Origin of the sequence: Chitinophaga oryzae (assembly GCF_012516375.2) — a bacterium.
Taxonomy (GTDB): Bacteria; Bacteroidota; Bacteroidia; order Chitinophagales; family Chitinophagaceae; genus Chitinophaga; species Chitinophaga oryzae.
In genome coordinates this window covers 6820036-6843958 of record NZ_CP051204.2, presented here as the reverse complement: position 1 = coordinate 6843958, position 23923 = coordinate 6820036, and the positions used below count along the sequence as shown (strand labels likewise).

At 52.2% G+C, this 23923-nt stretch carries 24 protein-coding genes; 16 read left to right on the top strand and 8 right to left on the bottom strand.

The window, feature by feature from the left end:
- Positions 1-172 precede the first annotated feature (172 nt).
- The 12 genes from ureA (at position 173) to HF324_RS26790 (ending at position 8917) form a co-directional block, all read left to right on the top strand.
- On the top strand, positions 173-475 hold the full coding sequence (ureA, locus tag HF324_RS26845) for an urease subunit gamma (RefSeq protein ID WP_168806093.1): 303 nt from the start codon (positions 173-175) through the stop codon (positions 473-475).
- A gap of 19 nt (positions 476-494) precedes the next feature.
- A complete protein-coding gene (gene ureB, locus HF324_RS26840; RefSeq protein ID WP_168806091.1) occupies positions 495-869 on the top strand; it encodes an urease subunit beta in 375 nt (124 codons plus the stop codon).
- Positions 866-2587 (top strand): urease subunit alpha, encoded by a 1722-nt coding sequence (ureC, locus tag HF324_RS26835; protein ID WP_168806089.1) that lies wholly within the window; start codon positions 866-868, stop codon positions 2585-2587. Before ureB ends, ureC begins: the two co-directional genes overlap by 4 nt.
- Positions 2588-2598: 11 nt before the next feature.
- Complete coding sequence (ureE, locus tag HF324_RS26830; RefSeq protein WP_168861284.1) at positions 2599-3111, top strand: urease accessory protein UreE; 513 nt, start codon at positions 2599-2601, stop codon at positions 3109-3111.
- Positions 3092-3805: an urease accessory protein UreF gene (locus tag HF324_RS26825; protein ID WP_246269299.1), complete on the top strand. Its 714-nt coding sequence runs from the start codon at positions 3092-3094 to the stop codon at positions 3803-3805. Before ureE ends, HF324_RS26825 begins: the two co-directional genes overlap by 20 nt.
- Positions 3806-3822: 17 nt before the next feature.
- Positions 3823-4461 (top strand): urease accessory protein UreG, encoded by a 639-nt coding sequence (gene ureG, locus HF324_RS26820; protein WP_168806085.1) that lies wholly within the window; start codon positions 3823-3825, stop codon positions 4459-4461.
- Between the two features lie 119 nt (positions 4462-4580).
- The gene (locus tag HF324_RS26815) at positions 4581-5396 is read left to right on the top strand and encodes an urease accessory protein UreD (RefSeq protein WP_168861283.1); all 816 of its coding nucleotides are present in this window, start codon (positions 4581-4583) and stop codon (positions 5394-5396) included.
- The gene (locus HF324_RS26810; RefSeq protein WP_168806081.1) at positions 5393-6094 is read left to right on the top strand and encodes a hypothetical protein; all 702 of its coding nucleotides are present in this window, start codon (positions 5393-5395) and stop codon (positions 6092-6094) included. The genes HF324_RS26815 and HF324_RS26810 overlap by 4 nt, the downstream gene beginning before the upstream one ends.
- A 204-nt stretch (positions 6095-6298) precedes the next feature.
- A complete protein-coding gene (locus HF324_RS26805; RefSeq protein WP_168806079.1) occupies positions 6299-6988 on the top strand; it encodes an NUDIX hydrolase in 690 nt (229 codons plus the stop codon).
- A complete protein-coding gene (locus HF324_RS26800; protein WP_168861282.1) occupies positions 6985-7620 on the top strand; it encodes a DUF4291 domain-containing protein in 636 nt (211 codons plus the stop codon). Before HF324_RS26805 ends, HF324_RS26800 begins: the two co-directional genes overlap by 4 nt.
- Before the next feature lie 13 nt (positions 7621-7633).
- Positions 7634-8179, top strand: coding sequence for a 2OG-Fe(II) oxygenase (locus tag HF324_RS26795; RefSeq protein WP_168806075.1), 546 nt, complete (start codon positions 7634-7636; stop codon positions 8177-8179).
- Between the two features lie 9 nt (positions 8180-8188).
- Positions 8189-8917, top strand: a complete 729-nt coding sequence (locus HF324_RS26790) for a metallophosphoesterase family protein (RefSeq protein ID WP_168861281.1) — start codon at positions 8189-8191, stop codon at positions 8915-8917.
- A 99-nt stretch (positions 8918-9016) separates the two neighbouring features.
- On the opposite strand, the gene HF324_RS26785 is transcribed toward HF324_RS26790, so the two are convergent.
- The 5 genes from HF324_RS26785 to HF324_RS26765 form a co-directional block, all read right to left on the bottom strand.
- Positions 9017-11590, bottom strand: coding sequence for a TonB-dependent receptor (locus HF324_RS26785; protein ID WP_168861280.1), 2574 nt, complete (start codon positions 11588-11590; stop codon positions 9017-9019).
- Positions 11591-11687: 97 nt separating this feature from the next.
- Positions 11688-12395 carry a LytR/AlgR family response regulator transcription factor gene (locus tag HF324_RS26780; RefSeq protein ID WP_168811910.1) on the bottom strand — a complete coding sequence of 236 codons (708 nt, stop codon included), beginning with the start codon at positions 12393-12395 and terminating at the stop codon, positions 11688-11690.
- Positions 12396-12417: 22 nt separating this feature from the next.
- A complete protein-coding gene (locus HF324_RS26775) occupies positions 12418-13458 on the bottom strand; it encodes a sensor histidine kinase (protein ID WP_168806069.1) in 1041 nt (346 codons plus the stop codon).
- 238 nt (positions 13459-13696) lie between these two features.
- Entirely contained in the window at positions 13697-15019 is a 1323-nt protein-coding gene (locus tag HF324_RS26770) for an ABC1 kinase family protein (RefSeq protein WP_168806067.1), read from the bottom strand.
- A 5-nt stretch (positions 15020-15024) separates the two neighbouring features.
- Positions 15025-15651 carry a TetR/AcrR family transcriptional regulator gene (locus HF324_RS26765; RefSeq protein ID WP_168806065.1) on the bottom strand — a complete coding sequence of 209 codons (627 nt, stop codon included), beginning with the start codon at positions 15649-15651 and terminating at the stop codon, positions 15025-15027.
- 611 nt (positions 15652-16262) lie between these two features.
- Here HF324_RS26765 and HF324_RS26760 point away from each other — a divergent pair.
- Both HF324_RS26760 and HF324_RS26755 read left to right on the top strand, forming a co-directional pair.
- Positions 16263-17663, top strand: coding sequence for an RtcB family protein (locus HF324_RS26760; protein ID WP_258539204.1), 1401 nt, complete (start codon positions 16263-16265; stop codon positions 17661-17663).
- 149 nt (positions 17664-17812) lie between these two features.
- A complete protein-coding gene (locus tag HF324_RS26755) occupies positions 17813-18877 on the top strand; it encodes an acyltransferase family protein (RefSeq protein WP_258539203.1) in 1065 nt (354 codons plus the stop codon).
- A 34-nt stretch (positions 18878-18911) separates the two neighbouring features.
- Here HF324_RS26755 and HF324_RS26750 read toward each other — a convergent pair whose 3' ends face one another.
- Entirely contained in the window at positions 18912-20114 is a 1203-nt protein-coding gene (locus HF324_RS26750; protein WP_168806061.1) for an MFS transporter, read from the bottom strand.
- 116 nt (positions 20115-20230) lie between these two features.
- Positions 20231-21139 (bottom strand): cyclase family protein, encoded by a 909-nt coding sequence (locus HF324_RS26745; protein WP_168806059.1) that lies wholly within the window; start codon positions 21137-21139, stop codon positions 20231-20233.
- A gap of 51 nt (positions 21140-21190) precedes the next feature.
- On the opposite strand from HF324_RS26745, the gene HF324_RS26740 reads away from it, so the two are divergent.
- Positions 21191-22504: a polymer-forming cytoskeletal protein gene (locus HF324_RS26740; protein ID WP_168861278.1), complete on the top strand. Its 1314-nt coding sequence runs from the start codon at positions 21191-21193 to the stop codon at positions 22502-22504.
- Here the strand turns inward: HF324_RS26740 and HF324_RS26735 are convergent.
- Positions 22488-23489 (bottom strand): quinone oxidoreductase family protein, encoded by a 1002-nt coding sequence (locus HF324_RS26735; RefSeq protein ID WP_168861277.1) that lies wholly within the window; start codon positions 23487-23489, stop codon positions 22488-22490. The genes HF324_RS26740 and HF324_RS26735 overlap by 17 nt on opposite strands.
- Positions 23490-23579: 90 nt before the next feature.
- On the opposite strand from HF324_RS26735, the gene HF324_RS26730 reads away from it, so the two are divergent.
- On the top strand, positions 23580-23918 hold the full coding sequence (locus tag HF324_RS26730; protein WP_168806052.1) for a winged helix-turn-helix transcriptional regulator: 339 nt from the start codon (positions 23580-23582) through the stop codon (positions 23916-23918).
- The last annotated feature ends 5 nt before the right edge of the window (positions 23919-23923 follow it).

The following is a 23923-nucleotide window of genomic DNA, read 5'->3' as shown; positions in this document are numbered from 1 at the left end:
TGGCATGTGATGCAGGTTTACAATGCACCGCTCTGCCGTAAACCTACGTCCTAACGGGCTTACAGATGCTGTAAATTAATATATGAAAAAGAGTCGAAATATTATTATTTTTTCTCCCATCGATTAAAATCGCAGTGAAATACCTGGTTTTGAATATATTAAAATAAATTACATGCATTTAACACCGCGCGAAACGGAAAAGCTGTTGCTTCACCTGGCCGGAGAACTGGCTGCCAAACGCAAAGCCCGTGGACTGAAACTCAACTACCCCGAGGCGATCGCCCTGATCAGCAGCGAGCTGCTGGAAGCGGCAAGGGATGGGAGATCGGTTGCTGACCTGATGCAGTACGGCGCCACCATCCTCACCCGGGAAGACGTCATGGAAGGCATTCCTGAAATGATCCACGACATACAAATAGAAGCCACTTTCCCGGACGGCACCAAACTCGTCACCGTTCACCATCCCATCCGCTAACCCATAAAAATCACTGAACATGATACCCGGAGAGTATTTTCTCGCCAACGGCGATATCCATTGCAACGAAGGCCGTCAAACGGTCACCATTAAAGTGATCAACACCGCCGACAGGCCCGTACAGATCGGTTCGCACTTCCATTTCTTCGAAGTCAACCGCCAGATGAGCTTCGACAGGGCCAAAGCCTTCGGTAAAAGACTCAACATTCCCGCCGGCACCGCCGTGCGTTTTGAGCCCGGAGAAGAAAAAGAAGTGCAGCTGGTGGAACTGGGCGGCGCCCGCCGCGCTTTCGGCCTCAACTGCCTGGTCAACGGCGATACCACCCTTGATTCCAGCAGGCAAAAAGCCATGGCAAAACTTGCAGCCTCCAACTTCAAAAATCAGCAATCATGAGCCTGATCATCAACAGAGAACAATATGTGAATATGTACGGTCCGACCACAGGCGACAAAGTTCGTTTAGGCGATACCGATATTATCATTGAAATAGAAAAAGATTTTAACCACTACGGCGACGAAAGCAAATTCGGCGGCGGTAAAACCGTTCGTGACGGCATGGCGCAATCCAGCACCGCTACCCGCGATCAGGGCGTACTGGACATGGTGATCACCAACGTGGTGCTCATCGATCACTGGGGCATCGTAAAAGGAGACCTCGGCATCAAAGACGGCAAAATCGCAGGCTTCGGCCAGGCCGGCAACCCCGACACTATGGACGGCGTAGACCGCAACATGGTGATCGGCGCTTCCACAGAGGTGCACGGCGGCAACGGCCTCATTGCCACAGCCGGCGGTATCGATACCCATATCCACTTCATCAGCCCGCAACAGATTGAAACGGCCCTCTTCAGCGGCATCACCACCATGATCGGCGGCGGTACCGGTCCGGCAGACGGTACCAACGCCACCACCGTAACACCCGGTAAATGGTACATCGCCAAAATGCTGCAGGCAGCCGACGATTTTCCCATGAACCTCGGCTTCTTCGGCAAAGGCAACTGCTCCACCGAAGCGCCTATCGCTGAACAGGTGGAAGCCGGCGCCCTCGGCGTGAAAATCCATGAGGACTGGGGCGCCACGCCGGCGGTAATTGACGCGGCGCTCAAGGTGGCAGACAAATACGACGTACAGGTGGCCATCCATACCGACACGCTCAACGAAGCGGGTTTCCTGGAAGACACTATCAACGCCATCAATGGCCGCGTAATACACACCTTCCACACAGAAGGCGCCGGCGGCGGGCACGCACCGGATATCATCAAAGCAGCGATGTATCCCAACGTACTGCCCGCCTCCACAAACCCTACCCGGCCCTATACCGTCAACACCATCGATGAACACCTCGATATGCTGATGGTATGCCACCACCTGAGCAAAAGTATCCCGGAAGACGTAGCCTTCGCCGACTCCCGTATCCGCCCGGAAACCATCGCTGCGGAAGACATCCTGCACGATATGGGCGTGTTCAGCATCATGAGCTCCGACTCACAGGCCATGGGACGTGTAGGCGAGGTCGTTACCCGCACCTGGCAGACCGCCGACAAAATGAAAAAACAACGCGGCTTCCTCGAAGAAGATGCCGCTGCACAAAGCGATAACTTCCGCGCAAAACGTTACGTGGCCAAATACACCATCAACCCGGCCATTGCTCATGGCATCGATGAATATGTCGGCTCCGTGGAACCCGGCAAAATTGCGGACATCGTGCTGTGGAAGCCCGCCCTCTTCGGCGCCAAACCGGAGATGATCATCAAAGGCGGTATGATCATCGCCGCTAAAATGGGCGATCCCAATGCATCGATCCCCACGCCGCAGCCGGTGATCCTCCGTACCATGTTCGGCGCCCATGGCCGCGCCATGCATCAGACCTGCGCTACCTTCGTCTCCAAAGCATCCCTCGAAAAAGGGATCGTGGAAGAATACGGCCTGCAAAAAATGGTGCTGCCGGTATCCGGCTGCCGCAACATCTCCAAGCGGGACCTGATACATAACGATAAAACACCGGAGATCACCGTCAACCCCGAAAACTACGAGGTGCGGGTCGACGGTGTGCATATCACCTGCGAACCGGTAGATACCGTGCCATTGGCACAACGGTACTTTCTCTTCTAAAAAAGTACATCATGATCATCGATAAAATCATCGGTAACACCGGCACTACACCCCTGGAAGGCCGTACCACGGACCTCCTGCTGCTGGAGTGGTTCGAAACCACCAAGCGCATTCAGCGCAAACACACGCAGCAGGGCATGGAGATAGCCATCCGCTTCCTGAAAGAAGGACAGCGCCTGCGTATCGGCGACATCCTCTACATGGACGATGCCCGGGCCGTGGTGGTAGACATTATTCCCAGCGATGCGATCGTGGTCAACCCACGGTCGCTGCCGGAAATGGGCAGCGTATGTTACGAGATCGGCAACAAACACCTGCCCATGTTCATCCAGGACGACCAGGTGCTGCTGCCCTTTGAAGAGCCCATCTACCGTTGGCTGCTGGCCGCCGGGTATCAAACCGAAAAAACACATACCAAACTGACCAACCTGCTGAATGCCAATGTGCAACCACATGCGCATGGCAACAGCGGCGGCAGTTCCCTTTTCTCAAAAATCATGAGCCTTGCAGCAAAAGAACGATAACATCAGGGCCACTGCCTTCCTGGGCAGCCTGTTGCATCTCAGCGATCCTACGCTGCCCATCGGCAGTTACACCCATTCCAACGGGCTGGAGACCTATGTGCAGCTGGGACTGGTGAACAATGTGCCTTCCGCGGAAATGTTCGTGCGGCATATGCTGACCAACAACCTGCAATACAACGATGCCGCTTTTGTTTGCCTGGCTTACCATGCCGCCGCGGCCAACGATCTCGCAGCATTGCTGGCACTCGACGAAGAAGCCGCCGCGCTCAAATTGCCCAGGGAGATTCGGCAGGCCAGCCAGAAACTGGGCGTACGGCTGATGAAGATCTTCAGCCGTCAACAAAGCTACGCGCTGGCGCAGCAGTACGAAGCGGCTGCCGCCGCTAAAAGAGCGGAAGGACATTACAGCATCGCCTACGGACTTTACGCATGCCTGATGGGCGTGCCGCTGCCGGAAGCGTTGTACGCTTTTTATTACAATGCGGCCGTGGGCATGGTGACCAATGCCGTGAAACTGGTGCCACTTGGACAGCTGGACGGACAGGACGTGTTGTTTCGTATGCAACCCGTCATTCAGTCGCTGGTAGGCGCCACCATGACGCTGGACCGGGAGCTGGTAGGCGTGTGCAACATCGGTTTCGATATCCGCTGCATGCAGCATGAACAGCTGTATTCCAGGCTTTATATGTCTTAACCAACAACAAAAAAATTATGAGCGACAGAAAATATGTGAAAATAGGCGTGGCCGGTCCCGTGGGTTCCGGTAAAACCGCCCTGATAGAACGGTTGTCCCGCGCACTGATGAACACCTACGACATGGGAGTGATCACCAATGATATTTATACAAAGGAAGATGCGGAGTTTCTTACCAAAAACAGCCTGCTTCCTAAAGAACGTATCATCGGGGTGGAAACCGGCGGTTGCCCGCATACAGCCATCCGTGAAGATGCGAGCATGAACCTCGAAGCCGTGGATGAGATGGCGGCGCGCTTCCCCAACATAGAACTCATCCTGATAGAAAGCGGCGGCGATAACCTCTCTGCTACTTTCAGTCCCGATCTGGCGGACGTGACCATCTTCGTGATCGACGTGGCAGAAGGAGATAAAATTCCGCGTAAAGGCGGTCCGGGTATTACCCGTTCCGATCTGCTGGTGATCAATAAAATCGACCTTGCCCCTTATGTGCATGCAGACCTTGGCGTGATGGAAAGAGATGCCCGCAAAATGCGGCAGGGTAAACCGTTTGTGTTTACCAACCTCATGTCTTTACAGGGACTGGATACCGTGATTGGCTGGATAAAAAAATATGCGCTGCTGGAAGAAACGGAGGAACCGGCGCTGGTAAGGTAAATGGAAATTACGAATTACGAATGGAGAGCGCTCTTGTAGTTGGTAGTTCAGTATGATTGCGATACCCGCAATTCGTAATTCGTAATTCGTAATTCGTAATTCGTAATTCGTAATTGAATATGAATAGACTTAGCTTAATAAGCAGCTTTAAAAACGGGCGTTCCAGGCTGAAGGACAGCTACTGCACCCGGCCATTCAAGCTGGCCAATGTAGGCATTTACCGGCAGGACCCCGCTCTGTACCTGATGGTGATGAGCTCTTCGCCGGGTATTCTCGATGGTGATCATTACGATATCGATGTCCGTACCGAATCGCATAGCAGGCTGCAGTTACAGTCGCAGTCCTATCAGCGGTTGTTCAATATGAAAACCGGGGCGCAACAGCAACAGCGTATTCATATGGAAGCACAGAGCGTGTTCAGTTATGTGCAGCATCCGATGGTGCCGCATGAAAACGCCATGTTTAAATCGCATACCGTAGCGCACCTGGAAGATGACTGCCAGTTTACTTTTGGGGAGATTATTACGTGTGGCCGCAAGCATTCCGGTGAGGTGTTCCGTTTTTCCAAACTGCACAGCATCACCGAAATATTCCACCGTGGTAAACTCATCCTGAAAGATAACCTGCTGCTGCAACCGCAACTATTGCCCATGCAGGCTATCGGCCAGATGGAAGGATATACGCACCAGGCTACGCTGCTATTTATTCATACCGGCGCTGCCGATATGGAATCAAACATGACCGCCTTGCGGCAGTTGCTGGAAGAAGAGCAGGGGATTGTTGGCGGCATATCGGTACCGGATGCCCGTTGCCTGGTAGTGCGTATACTGGGCAATGGCGGAGAGCAGCTGTACAACTGCCTCCGAAAGATGCAGCGCTATTTGTGGCAACCCGCCGGTGTTGCCGATGAAACACTTAAAACAGCTACCACATGAATATAGGATTAACAACGCTGGTGGTGTCTGCTGTAACGATCAGCTGTTTACATACCGCCACCGGCCCGGATCATTACCTGCCGTTTATTGTACTGTCCCGCTCCAAAAAATGGACGATGGCGAAAACGATCTTCTGGACGGTACTTTGCGGCTTCGGACATATTCTCAGTTCTGTTGTCATCGGTTTGATAGGCGTGTTGCTGGGCTGGCAGCTGTCGAAGCTGACCTGGTTCCAGGATGTAAGAGGCAATATGTCCGGCTGGTGCCTGCTGGGCTTTGGTATAGCCTATTTGTTATGGGGGCTGCGGCAGGCTTATCTCAACAAGCCTCACAAACATTTTGACGTTTACGAAGGCGGCGATATCTATGTATATGAACACCGGCATGGAGACATCGTTTATCCGCAACAGCGGGTGAAGGTCACGCCCTGGATACTGTTCGCCATTTTTGTCATGGGGCCCAGTGAGCCTTTGGTGCCGTTGCTGTTCTACTCCGGTTCGCATCGTTCCGCGCTGGAAGTGGTGGTGCTGATCAGCGTATTCACGCTTACCACCGTGCTGACGATGCTGGCGATGGTGCTGATAGGCTGTTACGGCTATTCTTTTCTCAAAACCGATAAACTTGAAAGATATGTACATGCCATCGGCGGCGCTGTTGTTACCCTGTGTGGTATCGGCATGGTATTCCTTGGTTGGTAAATTCGCTGCGGGAATACTGTCTGCCCGGCAGCAGGTGTTGCGGTAAAGTTCCGGACAAATTTCACCTGGGCGTAGCACGTTTTTTCTAGCGTATCTCCGGAGGTGTACTCCGGGGATTTTGGCCCCAAAAAAAAGATAATCTCCCGTTTTTTAGGCTGTTTCGTAAAAATTCGTTTACTTCACGTTAAAATGACGCAAACTAATATGGCGAAATTATTTCACGAATATAAAAATCCATCGCTGGCGGTAGACCTTGTGATATTCGGATATCATGACAATACGCTTTCCGTGCTGTTGCTCAACAGGAAAGAGGAGCCGTTTAAAGACTGCTGGACGCTGCCCGGTGGTTTTTTGCAGATGGAGGAAACGTTCCTGGACACTTGTTCGCGCATCCTGAAAACAAAAACAGGGATGGACGACGTGTTCCTCGAGCAGTTGTATTCGTTTGACGGTCCGGGGAGAGATCCCCGTGGCCGCGTGATCGCTGTGGGATATTATGCGCTCATTAACCCGTCCCGGTTCAATATCATCGCCGGCAGTATGGCCAATGACGTGAAATGGTTTGATGTACACAAGATGCCGAAGCTGGGCTTTGACCACCAGGATATTTTCCAGCTGGCGCTGCAACGCCTGAAGTCGAAAATATTGTATGACCCTGTGGGGTTTGAGCTGCTGGATGAGCTGTTTACGATTACGGAGCTGCATGAGTTGTACGAGTGTATCCTCGGAACCACCATTGACCGCCGCAATTTCCGCCGCAAGATTTTGGATGCCGGATATGTGATCAATACCGGCACTAAAAGAGAGGGGCTGCAAAACCGTCACCCCGAATTGTACAAATTCAATAAAAAACTGAAAAAGAACAGTTTTCAGATCAATGTTAACGTCTCATGAAACTAAAGACCGTTTCCTGGAAAAAGTTGCAGGAAACCTTACCGGCCTCCGGTAAACAACTGATTGCCCAACAGACTGCCGATACCGTCGTAGTGTATCAGGCCTACAGTCCCGCCATCGCCCGTTATGCCGTTGACCATCAGGTATTTGGCGGCAATGCCTACAGTTATGACCGCATGTCGTGGATAAAACCCAATTTCCTGTGGATGATGTACCGCTGTGGCTGGGCCGCAAAAGAAGGGCAGGAAAGGGTGTTGGCGGTCCATCTCCCCAAAACATTTTTTGAAAAAATCTTATCGCAGGCGGTTCCTTCGTCTTACAAACCGTGGCTTTTCCCTGAAAAAGAAGCCTGGCAGGCAGCCCTGCAGGCAGGAGATGTGCGTCTGCAGTGGGACCCCGACCATGACCCATGGGGCAACAAACTGGAGAGAAGAGCCATCCAGCTGGGGCTGCGGGGAGATATCCTGAAAGAATTCGGACAGCGGCAGATCGTCGCTATTGAAGATATCACCGGCTTTGTGAAAGAGCAGTACGCCGTGTTGCAGCGCGATCCGGACGCACTACAGGTGCCGGAAGAAAGCGTGTACCCGCTGGAAGACCCTGTGCTGTGCACCACTATTGATTTACGTTAAAAAACAGTATGCTATGCAAAAACATACCTACGCCCCCGGCATTTTCACCCTGAAGCATTTCCTTTCTGCAGAAGAATGCAGGGAACTGATAGACCGCAGTGAAGCCATGGGCTATGAAGAAGCGATGGTGGATGTGGGAAATGGCCAGCAAAGGATGATCAAAGGCGTTCGTAATAACGAAAGAGTATTGCATAAAGATGCAGCTTATGCTACCTTTATATGGGAAAAGTTGCGTCCCTATGCACCGGAAGGCGACGACAACCGTACCGCATGCGGCCTGAATGAGCTGTTCCGTTTCTACAAATACAGCCCGGGACAGCGCTTCAAAATGCATAAGGACGGTAGTTTTGTCCGGAACCGTTTCGAAGCCAGCCAGTATACCTTTATGATTTACCTCAATGAAGGCTATAGCGGCGGCAGCACGGTTTTCAAAACAGGGGAGGAGATCCTGCCGGAAACAGGGACAGCGCTGATTTTTTATCATCCGTTGCTGCATGAAGGTACGCTGCTGACGGCAGGGACCAAGTATGTGCTACGGTCGGACATTATGTATAAATAAAAGGAAATCATGCCTGCCACATACGTTATTGGCGATATTCACGGCGCCTTGAAAGCACTGAAACAGCTGCTGGAAAGGATTGGGCCGGAAAAGGACGACCGGTTTATTTTTCTGGGAGATTATGTAGATGGCTGGTCTGAGTCTGCAGAACTGATCCGTTTCCTGATGGAGCTGTCTTCGCAGTACGCTTGTATTTTTATCAAAGGCAACCACGACGCCTGGTGCGAGATGTGGCTGGCCGGCGAACAACCGGTGACCAGCTGGCTGCAACATGGCGGCAAAGCTACGGTGGCCAGCTACAATAAACTGTCCGATAAAGACAAGCTGCATCACCTGGCATTCTTTAACCGGATGCTGAACTACTATGAAGAAACCGACCGGCTGTTTATCCATGCCGGGTATGCCTCTATGCATGGCCCTGTCCATGAGCGTTTCGAAGCCATGTGTTACTGGGACCGGACCCTTTGGGAGCTGGCGCTGGCCATGGACAAAAGGCTGAAAAAGGATTCCCGCTGCTATCCCAAGCGGTTGCTGCTTTACAATGAAATATATATCGGTCACACCCCTACGCTGAACTACGATGAAGAGCTGCCGATGAACCGTGTCAATGTGTTCAATATTGATACCGGTGCGGCCTTCACCGGCAAGCTGTCGGCTATGAACATCGATACAAAGGAAGTGTGGCAGAGCGATCCCGCCTACCTGTTATACCCCAACGAAAAAGGCCGGAATCCGTAGATCCAGGCCCTGCTTAACTCCTGCCATTGAAAATGATCAGGGGATTTACCGATGCAGCCCGTTGCATCAATAAATCCCCTGCATCCGGAAGCCAGTAAATTACTGCACTACTTCCTGCATGCCCTGCATACCGCCGGCCATGTTCTTGCGTTTGAACAGCGTCATATCCACTTTCCCGAAGCGATAAGCGAAGTTGAGGCGGATCATCTGCGGATCACGGAGCCGGTTGTAATACTGCGTGAAGTAAACGCTTTCAGAGTACTGGTCCATTTTGCGGGTCCTGAAGATATCGCTGAAGCTCAGTGTCACCGAAGCGGCATTGTTTTTCAGGAAACTCTTCTTGATAGCGGCATCCACAGCGTAGAAGGAAGCAATGTAACCTTGCGACGCGTTTTGTGACTGCTGCATGGGAGGCCCGTCCTGTCTGCCTTTGTTGTCGTTAACCGGCAGATTAGTTTTGGACTGGTACAAACCGGTGAGCTGTATCTCGAAGTTGAGCGGCAGCTTGAAGGTGTTGTTCAGTTTACCGAACCAGGCCCATAGGGCGTCCTGCGAAGGCTGACCGGTATTGTCCGTATTGATTTTCGAATTATAGATATTCACGTTGGCAGACATCGACCACCATTTGGTCAATGTATTCATCGACGTTAGTTCCGCACCCATAGAGTAGCTGGAATTGGCGTTGATGTAGGTGTTTACCAGCAGTTCGGCGCCGTTGGCCGGATCGGTTTCCTTGGTAAGGAAGCGGGTGATCAGACCGTTGGTGTGCTTGTAGTACACGGTACCCATGAAGGTGTTGTTGCCCTTGAACGTTTTGAGGTAGGACATCTCCACGGAATTGGTGAATTCAGGCACCAGGCCGGGATTACCTTTTGTGATATTCAGTTTATCGGTAGAATCGGTAAACGGAATCAGCTGGAAGAAGTTCGGCCGGTTGATCCTGCGGGTATAGCTTACCTGCAGCTCCTGGTCGTGTTTCAGCTTCTGGCTGAGGAATACGGAGGGGAACAGGCTGACAGGGTAGTTGTTTTTAAACTCCTGTTTTACGTTGATCAGTTCTCCCTTATAATCGGAGCTTTCTGCGCGCAGGCCCACTTTGTAACCAAAGTTTTTGATGGTGTGGGAGATGCTGGCATAAGCCGCGTATACGTTGTCCGTATTTTTGAAATTGTTGGACGCGCCGGGGATCAGTTTATATTCACCGGCCTGGTGGTCGAACATGTAGTTGTTAAAGTTACTTTCAGTGCGGCGGCTGGACATACGCAGACCTGTTTCCAGCTTGAGTGTTTGGGTAAAAGGTCTTACGTAGTCGGTCTGTACCGTGATGAAGGTGATTTTACCGTTGCCCAGGATCTGTTGTTTGTCGGTGCGGTTGATAGTGCCGCCTTGTCCGTTGGCGTAGAAATCGGTGATGTAGTCAGCGTTGTTTTTGCTTTTGCCGCCGAAGTAGTTAGCATCTACCGTCAGTTCTTCGCCTTCCCTGGGGAACAGGTGTTTCATGCCCAGTACCAGCCCGTTTGCGTCGAATGCCATTTTGGAATGGGAATTACGTTCGCTGTACATGTGGGTGATGTCTTTCCCTCTGATGGTATCTGTGAAGATGTTGATGTTCTCTTCCGGCTTGAATTCGCCGTGTACTTTGATACCGGAGACGGAGAAGGTGGTACGGTTGGTGGCGAACCAGTCCACGCCCACTTTTCCGAAGGCGAAGCCGCCGTTGGATTTGTTGCTGTTGGATTGGAGGATGTGCGTATTCGGGTTGTCGCCGAAGTTGAGCCGGTCGGTGGTACCGGTGGTACGGCTCTTCATCTGGTTGCCCATGGCGCTGGCGGAGAAATTGAGTTTACCCTGGCGTACGTTGAAGTCGGCGCCTGCATTGAGTGCGCCGCGTTTGTCCACGCCGGCGCGGAGGTTACCGTTGTAGCCGGTTTTGCGGTTTTTCTTCAGTACGATGTTCAGGATGCCCGCGTTGCCGCCGGAGGCGTCGTATTTGGCGGAGGGGTTGGTAATCACTTCCACGCTTTCGATTGCGTCAGCGGGGATCTGTTCGAGGGTGAGGGTGGTAGGGCGGCCATCGATGAACAGCTGCGGGGCGCTGTTACGCAGGGTCACATTCCCGTCGATGTCCACATTTACGGAGGGCACGTTTTTCATCACATCGAGGGCGGTGCCGCCGGTGCTCGTGATATTTTTCTCTACGTTAAACACCTTCTTGTCAATATCCATCTGCATGATGGGCTTGGAGCCGGTCACGGTTACGCCCTGCAGCTGTGTGGTGCTGGCGGCCAGTTTGATGTTACCGAGGTCTTTATCGATCGGAGGAAATACAACCGGCTGGGTGTAGGTTTTATAGCCGGTGCCGGAAGCCTGTAATTTGAGCGGCCCTCTGAGCGGCAGCTCGTCGAGGCTGAACTCGCCGTTGGCCTTGGTGAGCATACCTTTTACCAGCACGTCTTTCATCTTTTTGGTGGCGGAGTCCATACGGCCCTGCAGGATGATGACGGAGGCATAACCGACGGGTTTGCCATCGGCGTCAATTAATTTACCATATACATGTCCGATATTGCCTGGACCTTTACCAGCCGTACCCGGGGGCATTTTTCCGCCCGGGGCCTGGGCGTGAGCTTGTGTCAGCAGGAGCACAAACATGAAAAACAAGTAGATTTTTCGCATTGTATTAGAATTCTGAGTATACAAAAGTAGACTTGCCAAATCGATTTTTTCGGCAAATGAGATGAAAGGTGCTTTTTTTGCTACAAAAGGTGCTTTATCAGGACTGACTTTTTCCGGCGATCGCATAAAGGGCATCCCGGTAAGTATCGCCTACAGGCAGCTCGGTATCCTGCAGGAACACGCTGTTTTTCCGGATGGCGGTGATGGCGGCCACAGAGATAATGTACGATTTGTGAATACGGATAAAACGGGCCGGCGGCAGTTGTTCTTCCAGGTTTTTGATGCTCATGCGGGTGATGACCGGTTTGTTGGTGCTTTTCAGGTGGATTTTCACATAATCCTTTAATCCTTCTACCCAGATGATATCCGCGAAGACCACCTTAAACAGGCTGTAATCCACGTTGACGAAGAAGAAATCGCTCTGGTCGCGGGCGGCTTTGCCGGCGCTTCTGAGCTGATGCAGCTCGTTGGCTTTGTTGCAGGCTTTTACAAAACGTTCCAGGGATACCGGTTTAACGAGGTAGTCGGTGACGTCGAGATTGAACCCTTCGAGGGCGTATTTCTCATAAGCAGTGATCAGGATGACGAGGGGCTTGCTGGCCATGGATTGCAGGAACTGCAGGCCGGTAAGGCCCGGCATCTGGATATCGAGGAAAATAAGATCGACCTGCTGCGTCCGCAATACTTCCATTGCCTCGAAAGCATTGTTGCATTTTGCTACCAGCTGCAGATAAGGCACCATGCTGATATTGTCTTCCAGCAAGTCGAGCGCCAACGGTTCGTCATCAATGGCTATACATTTCATCAAAAAATGTTGATTTTGGCATTTAATGCAGGTCCAGCTGCAATGTTACGTAAAACCAGTCATCTTTGGTGTTGATCTGGAGTACGTAGTTATTCCCATAAAGCAGGTTGAGCCGGCGTTTTACGTTGGCCAGCCCGATACCGCTGGTTTTATCTTTTACTTCTTCGGAAGCGGTGCTGTATTTGTTCCTGACGGCAAAAAAAAGTTTATCCGCCGTGGTAAACAGGTTGATATCGATCCGGGCGTTCATAATGAAGCCTGTCCCGTGTTTGAAGGCGTTTTCCACAAATGGTATCAGCAACATCGGTTCTATCTCGTAGTGGTTGTTGGGCACGTTCATTTCCACGTTGATCTCCACATTTTTGCCAAAACGCTGCCGTTGCAGGTCGATATAACTTTGCAGGTATTCCACTTCGCGCTGGAGGGGCATTTTCTCTTCGTCTGCTTCGTAGAGCATATACCGCATCAGCGAAGACAATTTGATAAGGGAGGGCTCCAGCAGGTCCGATTTTTTCCGGGCCAGCGACACCATATTATTAAGCACATTGAACATGAAGTGGGGGCTTACCTGCGACCGCAGGAGGGACAGCTCCGTTTTCAGGTTCTCATTTTCCCGGGCGCTGACTTTCCGGTCCATCAGTATCCGTTCCCGCACCATCTGGAACGCGGTGCTGGCCGATAAGATAAACAGGAAAGCAAAAACGGTGAAGAGGATCAGCGGCTTCAGGTCTACCGCTGTTTTCCCCAGGTAAAACCGTTCAAAGGCGAACCGCATGGTGCAAAAAAACAGGAACACCAGCAGCAACACGCCGGTGTATTCCATGATCCGTTTTTGCTGTACCAGCTTGGGTATCAGGTAAAAAGCGTTGGTGTAAAAAAAGATGATCTGGGTGAGATAAAAAACCAGCAGGAAGTAAAACCAGGACGCCCGTTCCGCCATCTCGGCAGGAGATGGTTTTTCGTAGGTGGGGCGCAGCAGGAAAGGGAGCGAGTACAACAGCGTCCACACGAGTGCATGTGTCGCGACAATAGCCCATTTGCGGTTATACCATTCATTTGCCATGCCGCAATTTAGAGATAAATGATGATGAGGCAGGACAAGTTGCGACCAACGCCCCTATTCCCACGATGTAGGTTCTCGCAAAGACGCAAAGCAGCAAAGAACGCAAAGTTTTTTAAGAATAAATAAGAAAGCAAAGGAGCGGAGATCACATTTGATCTTCGCTCCTTTGCTTTCTTAGCTGGCTTATATGATTCTTCGCGTTCTTTGCTGCTTTGCGTCTTTGCGAGAACCCACTGGCTCACTTGGTTTCCTTGCGAGGCGAGAACCCACTGGCGCCGGTCACTATATTGGCTTTCAGTTCACTTAAGATAGAATACAGCCCGAAATAGGTCCGGTTGATATACAGACTGTGCCGCGACCCTCTGGCCACTTTGGACTCCCTGACTTCCTTCATGTTATAAAGTTCGTCCATGTAAGCGTAGATTTCATTGAAATAGGCTTCGTTGCCAAAGTCAAAATGGTCTACGGTGAAGGGGAGGGTGAGCAGGTCTATCATATGCTGGAAAAGCCCGGAGAAGAATTCCACTTCTTTGGGCGTATCCGTAGGATGGATCATTTCCAGGTTGGTATATATTTCATAGCGGCGTTTGTCGTCTTTCAGTACCTCCTTGTCGGTAAGCAGGAAATAATTGTAATAGAAGTCTTCCGGTATTTCCTTTACACAGCCGAAATCGAAAATGCCGACGGTACCGTCGGGCCGCATGAGGAAGTTGCCCGGATGGGGATCGGCATGTACCTGTTTCAGCTGGTGTACCTGGAACTGGTAAAAATCCCAGAGCGCCTGCCCGATATTATTGCGGGCTTCCTGGGAGGGATTGCCCTGCAGAAATTCTTTCAGGTGCTGCCCCTCGAGCCAGTCCATCGTGATGATTCTGTCGGACGACAGTTCCGGGTAATACTGGGGGAACAGCAGGTGGGGGATATGGGCGCATTCGCGGGAGAGCGCCATAGAGCGGGTCAGCTCCAGTTTATAGTCTGTTTCTTCCAGCAGTTTGCTTTCTATCTCTTCAAAATATTTGTCCATGTCCACTTCGTTCATGCCTACAATGCGGATGGCAAAGGGTTTCACAATGCGGAGGTCGGATTTTACACTGTTGGCCACGCCGGGGTACTGTATTTTGACGGCCAGCGCTTTCCCGTCTTTCCAGGCTTTGTGCACCTGGCCGATGGAGGCGGCGTTGGAGGCGCGCATTTCGAATTTATCGTACAGCTGTGCCGGTGATTTGCCCAGCGTTTTTACAAACGTGTTGACCACCAGCGGGCCGGAGAGCGGCGGTGCGCTGTATTGCGACATGGCGAACTTTTCGGTATAGGCTTTAGGCAGCATGCCTTTGTCCATACTGAGCATCTGGGCCACTTTCAGGGCGCTGCCTTTCAGGCTGCTGAGCGTTTCGTAGATATCAGCGGCGTTATCCTGGTGGAGCGTCTCTTTGGAAAGGGACGGGTCCACCAGTTTACGGGTATAATGTTTAATATAGTTGGTGCCTACTTTCAGTCCGGTGGTGACAAATTTTCCCGCCCTTTCTACTTTGGAGGTGGGAATATTGGATTGTTCTTTCATAAAGCCTATTTCCGCGTAAAGATGAATTTGCCAAAATCGAGCAGTGAATCCAGTGTATTGGACTTTATCAGCTGGAAGCTGAGGTTGACTGCTTTTTCGATGGCGGCATCTGTCATTTCAAAGTTGGCGCTGGAGTCGTTGAGCCAGTATTTCAGCACGAAAAGGGCCTGTACCCAGAAGCCATGTACATATTGATCGGAGATATATTTTCTTTCCTTGATTTCGTTGGAGACATAACCTTCTTTGATCAGTTCCCTTACGTAAGCGTAAAAGGCATGTTTGAAGGTGTCCAGCTTATTGCGGTAAAGGTCCGGCAGCCTGAATTGTTCCCTTTGTTGCAGGAAGTAGCTGCGGTCATCCTTTAGTTTCTGTACCCAGAGGAAATAAAAGGCCAGCAGTTTTTCCTGTGCGGAATATTGCTGGTACGTTTCATCGTTGCGCAGTTGGGCAAGGGTGTCTTCAAAAACAGCCAGCCAGATGTCTTTTTCGATGGCTTCCAGTGAGCTGTATTGTTCATAGAAAGTGCTTTCCGCGATGTCCAGCTGTTTGCAAAGGCTATATACAGAAACAGGGGCTTTACCATTTTCCAGCCAATAAATTTTGTAAGCGTTACGGATGAGTTGTTTGTCCATGTGCAAGGTTTTACTATTGTTGTAATACCCCGCCCGGAGCGGTCCGGAGGTTATCATCTGCGGGGAAAAACACTGTATACAAATTTACGCTTTCAGCAATTACCAACGTTAACTTTAACACCACCTTTGCATTTGGTTATTTGGTTATTGGATTTATGGATTTTTTGATTTTGGAATTTTGGGATTTCGGGGATATACGATGAAGATCAATCCAATATAGTATAACATGGTCTTTGATTTATTAAATTCCAAAATCAAAAAATTCCAACATCCGTAAATCAAATATTTAAATTGATAAAATGATAAAATGTTAAAATATCCTATCTTTGCCGCGTTATTCGTTTTTCTCACTGTTAAAAACGAACTACCCATGACAGAACATCTCCACATATCGCTTCTTGCAATGGTCGCCTAAAAAGGCGGACCCACCGGGTTATTTCCTGTATTTTATAATATTGTTGCTGAATGCCCTGGTATGCCGTTTCCGGCAGTACCGGGATGATTCCTTTGTTGCGCTGCGTGGGCATATCGCCTGCTGCAATAATAGTACAATGAGGTAGCCGGTAAAATAACCCCATAACCCAATATCCAAATATCTAAATAATTACGTTTTGTCTGGATTAAAAACAAAAGAACTGAGTAAAATCGGTTATACCGACGACCGGGCCAGGAGCCTGGTGATCAATATTATGGCGCGGCATTTCAAACATCATGATAAGGCGGCCATTATTCAGCTGCTGACGGATATCAGGGCGCGTCCGGCTGATTTTTTACACGATGAAGTGCTGGGAAAGATAGCAGCGGTTTTCGCTGACCAGCCGGAGGAGCGTCGTTTTCAGTCGTTTGACCTGCTGGAAGCCGGCGGGCAACTGAAGATATACGGCAGTAAAGAAATAGAACAGGCCGCCCGCCAGCAGATGGAGGTGGCCATGTCGCTGCCTGTCACGGTGCAGGGCGCGCTGATGCCCGACGCGCATATGGGCTACGGCCTGCCGGTAGGTGGCGTGCTGGCTACCGAACAGGCGGTGATCCCTTATGCGGTGGGCGTGGACATCGGCTGCCGGATGGCACTCACCCTTTTCGATGAAGGAGAAAGTTTTCTGAAGCGCTACCGTTACCAGTTGGAAATGGCGATAAAAGCGTACACTCACTTTGGCATGGAAGGGGGACTGGAGTTCCGCCAGGAGCATCCGGTGCTGGACAGGCCAGAGTTTCATGACACGCCGCTGTTGAAAAGCCTGCATGGCAAAGCGGTACGGCAGCTGGGATCGTCCGGCAGCGGCAACCACTTTGTAGAGTTCGGGCTGCTGACGCTGGAAGAAGACAACTCGCTGTCGTTGCCGCCGAAGCGGTACCTGGCTTTGCTGTCACATTCCGGCAGCCGCGGTTTGGGCGCCGCTATCGCGCAGCATTATACGAAAATAGCGACCGACACCTGTAAGCTTCCGCGTTCCGCGCGGCAGCTGGCCTGGCTGGACATGAACAGCGAAGCGGGGCAGGAGTACTGGCTGAGTATGAACCTGGCGGGCGATTACGCCCGTGCCTGTCACCAGCAGATCCATCGTCATCTGGCGAAAGCAGCAGGACTGAAAAGCCTGGCCACCATCGAAAACCACCACAATTTTGCGTGGGAGGAAACGCTGACGGATAAACGGAAAGTGGTCATCCACCGGAAAGGCGCCACCCCGGCGCATGCCGGCGAACTGGGCATTATTCCCGGCAGTATGACCACGCCGGCCTACCTGGTAAGAGGCAAAGGCGCGGAGGAGTCGTTGTATTCCGCCGCGCATGGAGCCGGCAGGGCGATGAGCCGCTCGAAGGCCCGGGAGAAAATGACCGTGTCGGCACTGAAAAAAATAGTGGCCGGTGCGGGCGTGACCCTGATCGGCGGCAGCGTGGAAGAAAACCCGCTGGCCTACAAGGACATCGACCGGGTGATGGACGCACAGCGGGAACTGGTGCAGGTGGAAGGCCGCTTTATGCCTGCTATCGTGCGGATGAATAACGAATAATCGCTGCGGTATACAAACCGTACACACGGGTCGGAGGCACCATGCCCCGACCCGTGCTTTTTCCCGGGGTACTGGTAAATGTGAGAAAGAATAACTATTTTAAGGAGCTCATTTTTCTACCTATGACCCAACGGCTACAATCCCTCGATATGATGAGGGGTGTTATCATGCTTCTACTGGCAGCGGAAAGCACGCATCTGTACTGGGCGCTCGACAGTCTGTCATCCAACGGTGCATGGCATACGTTTATGCAACAGTTCTTCCACCACCCGTGGAATGGCCTGCGGGCATGGGATCTGGTGCAACCAGCTTTTATGACCATAGCCGGCACAGCCATGTATTTATCGTGGAATGCCAAATCACAGAAGGGGGTCAGCTGGCAACAAAATTTTACACATATTGCGTGGCGTTGCGGGAAATTATTTATATTCGGTACCGCATTACATTGCGTATATGCGGGGCGGTTAGTCTGGGAGTTATGGAATGTGCTCACGCAGTTGTCCGTAACCACTATCGTCGCATATCTGATTATTCGCCGTTCTGTAGTATATCAGCTGGTGGTCAGCCTGTTGCTGCTCCTTGCCACTGATGTCATGTATCGTTTTATTCTTTTACCTGGGTTCGAGGATGCTTTTACGCAAGGGCACAATTTCGGTGCCTTCATGGATACGGTCCTGATGGGGAAAATCAACCCGGACGGATGGGTCGCGATCAATTGTATCCCTACGGCTGCACACACTATCTGGGGCGTGCTGGCGGGCAAACTGCTGACAGGCCCGCGGACACCGCTGCAGAAAACGCGCGTATTGGTTATAGCCGGCGTAGTTGGGTTGGTGGCTGGTTTCGGACTGGATGCCGCCGGGATAACGCCGATCATTAAACGCATCAGCACGGCTTCTTTTGTGCTGGCGTCCGGTGGCTGGGTGATGCTGATCATGGCGCTTTTTTACTGGCTGGCCGATGTGCGGGGATATGTAAGGTACGCCTGGATAGCCTCCGTAGCAGGTATGAACGCCATCTTCATCTACCTGTTTTTTGAAACGGTCGGTGTACAATGGGTGAACCCGACGACGGGTATTTTTGTGAAAGGGTTTACCGCCATGCCGGGCATACCGGAAGGAATCCGGGACGTCCTGTCAGCCCTGACGGTACTGGCGCTGGAATGGGGCCTTTGTTACTGGTTGTACAAACGAAAGATATTCTTCAAATTATAAAGAGACTACAAACGAATAGCTATCTGAGAAACCCCTATGAATCAGCCCTGGTATCCTGTACCGGGGCTTCCCTTTTTGTTTCAGGGAGACCCTTCACCATCAATACGATCAGCAGTCCACACAACGCCATGAGGCCAAAAGATACCCGCAGATGGGTGGCCTGCGCTACAAATCCTACCAGCGGGGGTACAATGAGGAAGCCCAGGTAGCCGATAGTGGAAATAGAAGCGAGCGTCTGTCCGCTGTTGGCTTCGCGGGATTTGCCGGCGAGGCTGAATACGAGCGGCACAATGCAGGATACGCCCAGGCCGGTAAAGATAAAGCCGATAGCGGTGGTGACCGGATGAGGCAGCACAATGGCAAGCAGGAGGCCGGATAAAATCAGCCATCCGCTGTAATACAGCATGTTTTTAATGCCCATCTGCGCTACGAGGCGGTCGCCGGCAAAACGGCCCAGCGTCATGGCGGCCATATAAGTCATGAAAGAAGCTGTGGCTGCGGTGGCAGTGCCGCCCGCCACTTTATGAAAGTAAATGCTGCTCCAGTCGTACATAGTGTTTTCGGTGGCCATACAGGCGAAACAGATAAAGGAAAAGCGCAGCAATGACTTGTCTGGCAGGGAAAACGCCGGCTTTTTTACCGGGTTGGGCGCCGGCTGGTCAGGGTAGTTACGTGGCCCGTAATACAGCGTAAATACCAGCAGCAGTCCGCTGATGATCAGCATATGCCAGGCAGGCGCCACCTGCATGGACACCATCAGGTAGCCGATGCCGGCTCCTGCGGAACCGGCGATGCTCCAGATACCGTGGAAGGTGGTCATAATGGACTTGTGATACATATGCTGCACCTGTACGGCCTGTGCATTCATGGAGAGATTGAGCAGGTTACGGGAAGAGCCGAAGCAGAACAGGGTCAGCGCCAGCTGCCAGAGGCTGGTAGTAAAACCCGGAAGGCTCAGTACTACGTTAAACACCATAGCGCCGATCACCATGATTTTACGGCTGCTGAAGCGGCCGAGCAGCTTTCCGGTGATGGGCATGGTCAGCATCAGCCCTATGGGCAGCGCCAGCAGCACCAGTCCCAGCTGCGCCTCGTTGAGCTGAAGCTGTTGCTGTATGGAGGGTATCCGGGACGCCCAGGTGGAATAGCCCAGGCCGGAGATAAAAAAGAAAACGGAAACGGCGGTCCGGTATTGTCGTGCGTTGGCTTCGGTCGCTTGCGGTATCTCTATGAACATCTGTGATCGTACACACCTCTTTGAAGAGCCATGAGGAATGCAAAATTAGAAAACCCAAAGCGAAAGCTTTGGGTCATAATGTCATTTTTTTGTCGATGGTTGAATGCCTGTGGTCTCTAGCTTTCCCCGGCGTCCGGCGGATTTTTCAGTTTGGCCATGGCCCGTACCGGGAAGGTCCCTACGCCTTTGAATTTCGGAGGGACGGCGCTGAAGGTAAACCCGTCTTCCGGCAGCAGTTCCAGGTGGCAGAGATGTTCCACGATGAGGATTTCCGCGCCCAGCAGCGTGGTATGCACCGGCCTGCTTTTGCCTTGCGTATTGTCGATGTTATGGGAATCGATGCCGACCAGCTTCACGTCACAGTCGCGCAGGTATCCGGCGGCGTCTGCGGTGAGGTAAGGATGGTTTTCGTAGTAGGCGGGCGTGTTCCAGTGGGCGTCCCATCCGGTATGCACCAGTACGGCGCGATTGCGTATTTCATGGTGGCGCAGCCGGTCGGCCGTCACGGCCAGGCCATCCTGGTAAGGCGCCCGGATCACAATGGCGTCCAGGTCGGCGAACCGTTCCAGCGGCATTTCCGCCAGGTCTTTCCCCTCGGCATAGCGATGGAAAGGGCAGTCGATATACGTGCCGGTATTGGTGACCATTTCTATTTTCCCGATCTGGAAAGTGGTATCGCCGTCGTAGAGGGCGGCGGAGGCTTCCCGGCTGAGGAAGTCGCAGATGACCGGCGCCGGCAGTCCTTTGTAGGTGACCAGCCCGTTTTCGATGGTGTGGCTCAGATCTATGAGATAGCTGGCGCCACTGGTGCCGACAGGTTTTCGTTTATGCGGCTCAGTAAGGATCTCCTTGTTGAGGATACGTGTTTCGCCTACCATCAGCAGGCGCATGTCTGCCACGATATAGTCAGCCAGTTCTTTGTCGGAGATATCGTCGCCGGCGATATCCAGCCGGAAATCTTCTCCTTTGATGCCGCCGCCGTTGGTGAAGCGGATGTCAAAATCAAATTTTACTCTTTTGTTCATCGTGATAATTTTCCCGTTTTGAGACGTTTATAAATGTACGATATTAGCGCCATGCTTAAAGAATTTCAGATCGTATCCGCTGAGCAGGCGATGAACCAACACCAGATACAGATAAAAGTCCTTGAAAGTGAAGAAGTTTTCATGGACATGATCGGAACAGATGGTTTTTTCTATGTGCATGATGGCGACCTGCATCTGCAGGGCGATTTAATCCTTGATTCAGACAAACTCGATAATATGCCGGATGGCCGGCCACCGCTGGGATTTGCCGTGATCGGCAACCTCACCGTGGACGGCGGCGTCCTCAATGAAGTAGGCGATTACGGCCCGGTGCTGTACGTCGCCGGCAACCTTACCTGCCGCAACCTGATGATTGGCGGCGCGCCTACCCGCGTGGAAGGCGACGTCCGCGTGGAAGAGGTGATCATGCTGCATTACAACCACGGCTGGATGCAGTGCGACGGCACCTTTACCGCTCCGGTCATGATCGTGGACGATTACCACCTGATGCCTTTCCGCAAAGAGATCAGCCGTTTTTATTATAATGACAACGACGCCGAAAGCCCTGAAGCCAACGCCTGCACCGAGTCGGAAGACGGCGATACCGTGATATCCGATAACCTGCGTGCGCTGCTCAACAACCCGCTGACGACCGACTTTGAAGAGATCCGCCGCGACCTTGCGGCAGGGGAGAGCGTGCTGCAGCCACAGGAAAGAACACTTGAATACTGGCGCTATAAAGTACGCCGCAACTACCGCGATCTGAAGCGCGTGCCGCTCGAAATGCGTACGGCCAACCTCTGCCAGGAAGCAATGGCTTACAGCATTTTCGCGCTGGAATATTTTCCGCCGGAAGTCATCACACCGGAACTGGCCATTGCGGCGGCAACGAAAGATGGTAAAGCCCTGCGTTACCTGCCGGCGGAAATGATCACCCGGGAGCTGTGCTACCTTGCGGCCAAACACGGCGCTATCCTGCGGCACGATATCCCGGAGCGGTTCTATGAGCACGCGCTGCTGTGTACCGTGATCAGGGAAAATGACTGGCAGATGGAACATGTGCCTATTGTATTTATCACGGAAGACATGCTGGTGCTGTACGTTAAAGCCGGTCGCGGCGCTTGGCTGGACAGGTACTGTCAGCAGTCCGGCGTGTCCAAGCAGAAAGTGCTGGAGCGCGTAATAGCCGAGGATATCAAATACCTGGAGAATATTTTCAACTGGCACCTCTCTGCCAGTACCTATACGTATGCGCGTCAGCGTTACGACAAACCGGAATATGCGGAACCCTGGAAGAATTTCAATGAACGTTTCGCCCGGAAGATAGGACGACTGAACATCAGTCCTTCTAATCCATTGTCATGACCAGCTTACGGCCACAGGTCCGGTTATTTTCCATCATGATATGTGCCTGCTGCACGGTATCGGCGCTGAAGCGGCCTACTACCTGCACCGCGGGCGGTGTGATCACGGCAGCATCGATCAGGGCGGCCAGCTCCCGCAGGTTTTGGCCGTACCACGACAGCCGGTTGGCCACCGCGTATGCATAATTGGAGATGTTGAGTACATGGGCGCCTTTGTCGAACAGCAGTTCCCGTGTGCGTTCCGTTCCCAGGAAAGTGATGTCTGCATAACTTTTGTTCAGCCCCAGTACCTCCGCCGCTGTTTCTGATATTTTTCCTCCCACCGTATCTATCGCCCAGTCAAAATACTGCTGCCCGGTGGCGGCCAGGAGCCTTTGTGCGAGATCAACCACGCGATAGTTGAGTATCCGGCAGGCCGGCAGTCCCAGTGCTTCCAGTACAGCATGGCTTTGTTCGTTGCCGGCAGTGGTGAACAGCTGGTGTATGCCGTGCGCTTTCAGCAGTTTGACCAGGAAACTGCCCACGGCGCCGGCGCCACCGGTGAGAAAAAGCAGGTCGTCCGGCCGGGCATTCATGCGCTGAAAAGTTTGATAGGCGGTCAGTCCGGCCGACGGGATGGCCGTAGCGACGGCAAAAGGCAATGCTGCGGGCAACAGTGTTACCATCTGGTAATTGAGCGCGATGTGTGTGGCGTAAGTACCGTTGGAGCCTTTGCTGCCGGCGGCGGCGATCACCGTATCGCCCGGTGCGAAGCCTGTTGTCTGCGCGCCTGCAGCTATCACGATGCCGGCCAGTTCCCTGCCCAGTACCGGGGAGTGCATATGTTGGCTTTCGCGGCGTCCCTGCCGCATCTGGTAGTCAATCGGGTTAAAAGCGGTGGCTTTTATTTCAATCAGGAGTTCATTTTCCCCGTAAGCCGGAACAGGTAGTTCTTTTTGCCGGAATTGATCAGGCGCCCCGAATCCGTTTAATACAATTGCCTGCATGTATGTAATTTTGGATAAAACTAACGAGCGGGGTAAGGTTGACCAACAACCGTGATAATAGGGAGTTACTCACAAAAAAATGAGTGGTATATGATCAAGGAAACATCGTCGAACGCGTATAACCGGAAATTTCTGCACAGCGTATGCCGCATCAATGGGGCGTTGGAAACGATCGCCGGCCGCTGGAAAGCGCTGATGCTGATTCATATTGCAGAGGGAAAGAACCGTTTCAGTTTATTGAAACAGGTGCTGCCAACGGTGTCCGACCAGGTGCTGGGGCGGCAGCTGCGGGAGCTGGAGGCTGACGGGTTGATTGGCAAGACCGTTATTGCGGAGGTGCCTGTGCGGGTGGATTATCATCTTACCGAAAAGGGAGAAGCTATCTTACCGATCCTGGATGCCCTGGCCCAATGGCATGACAAACGGTGATGCTG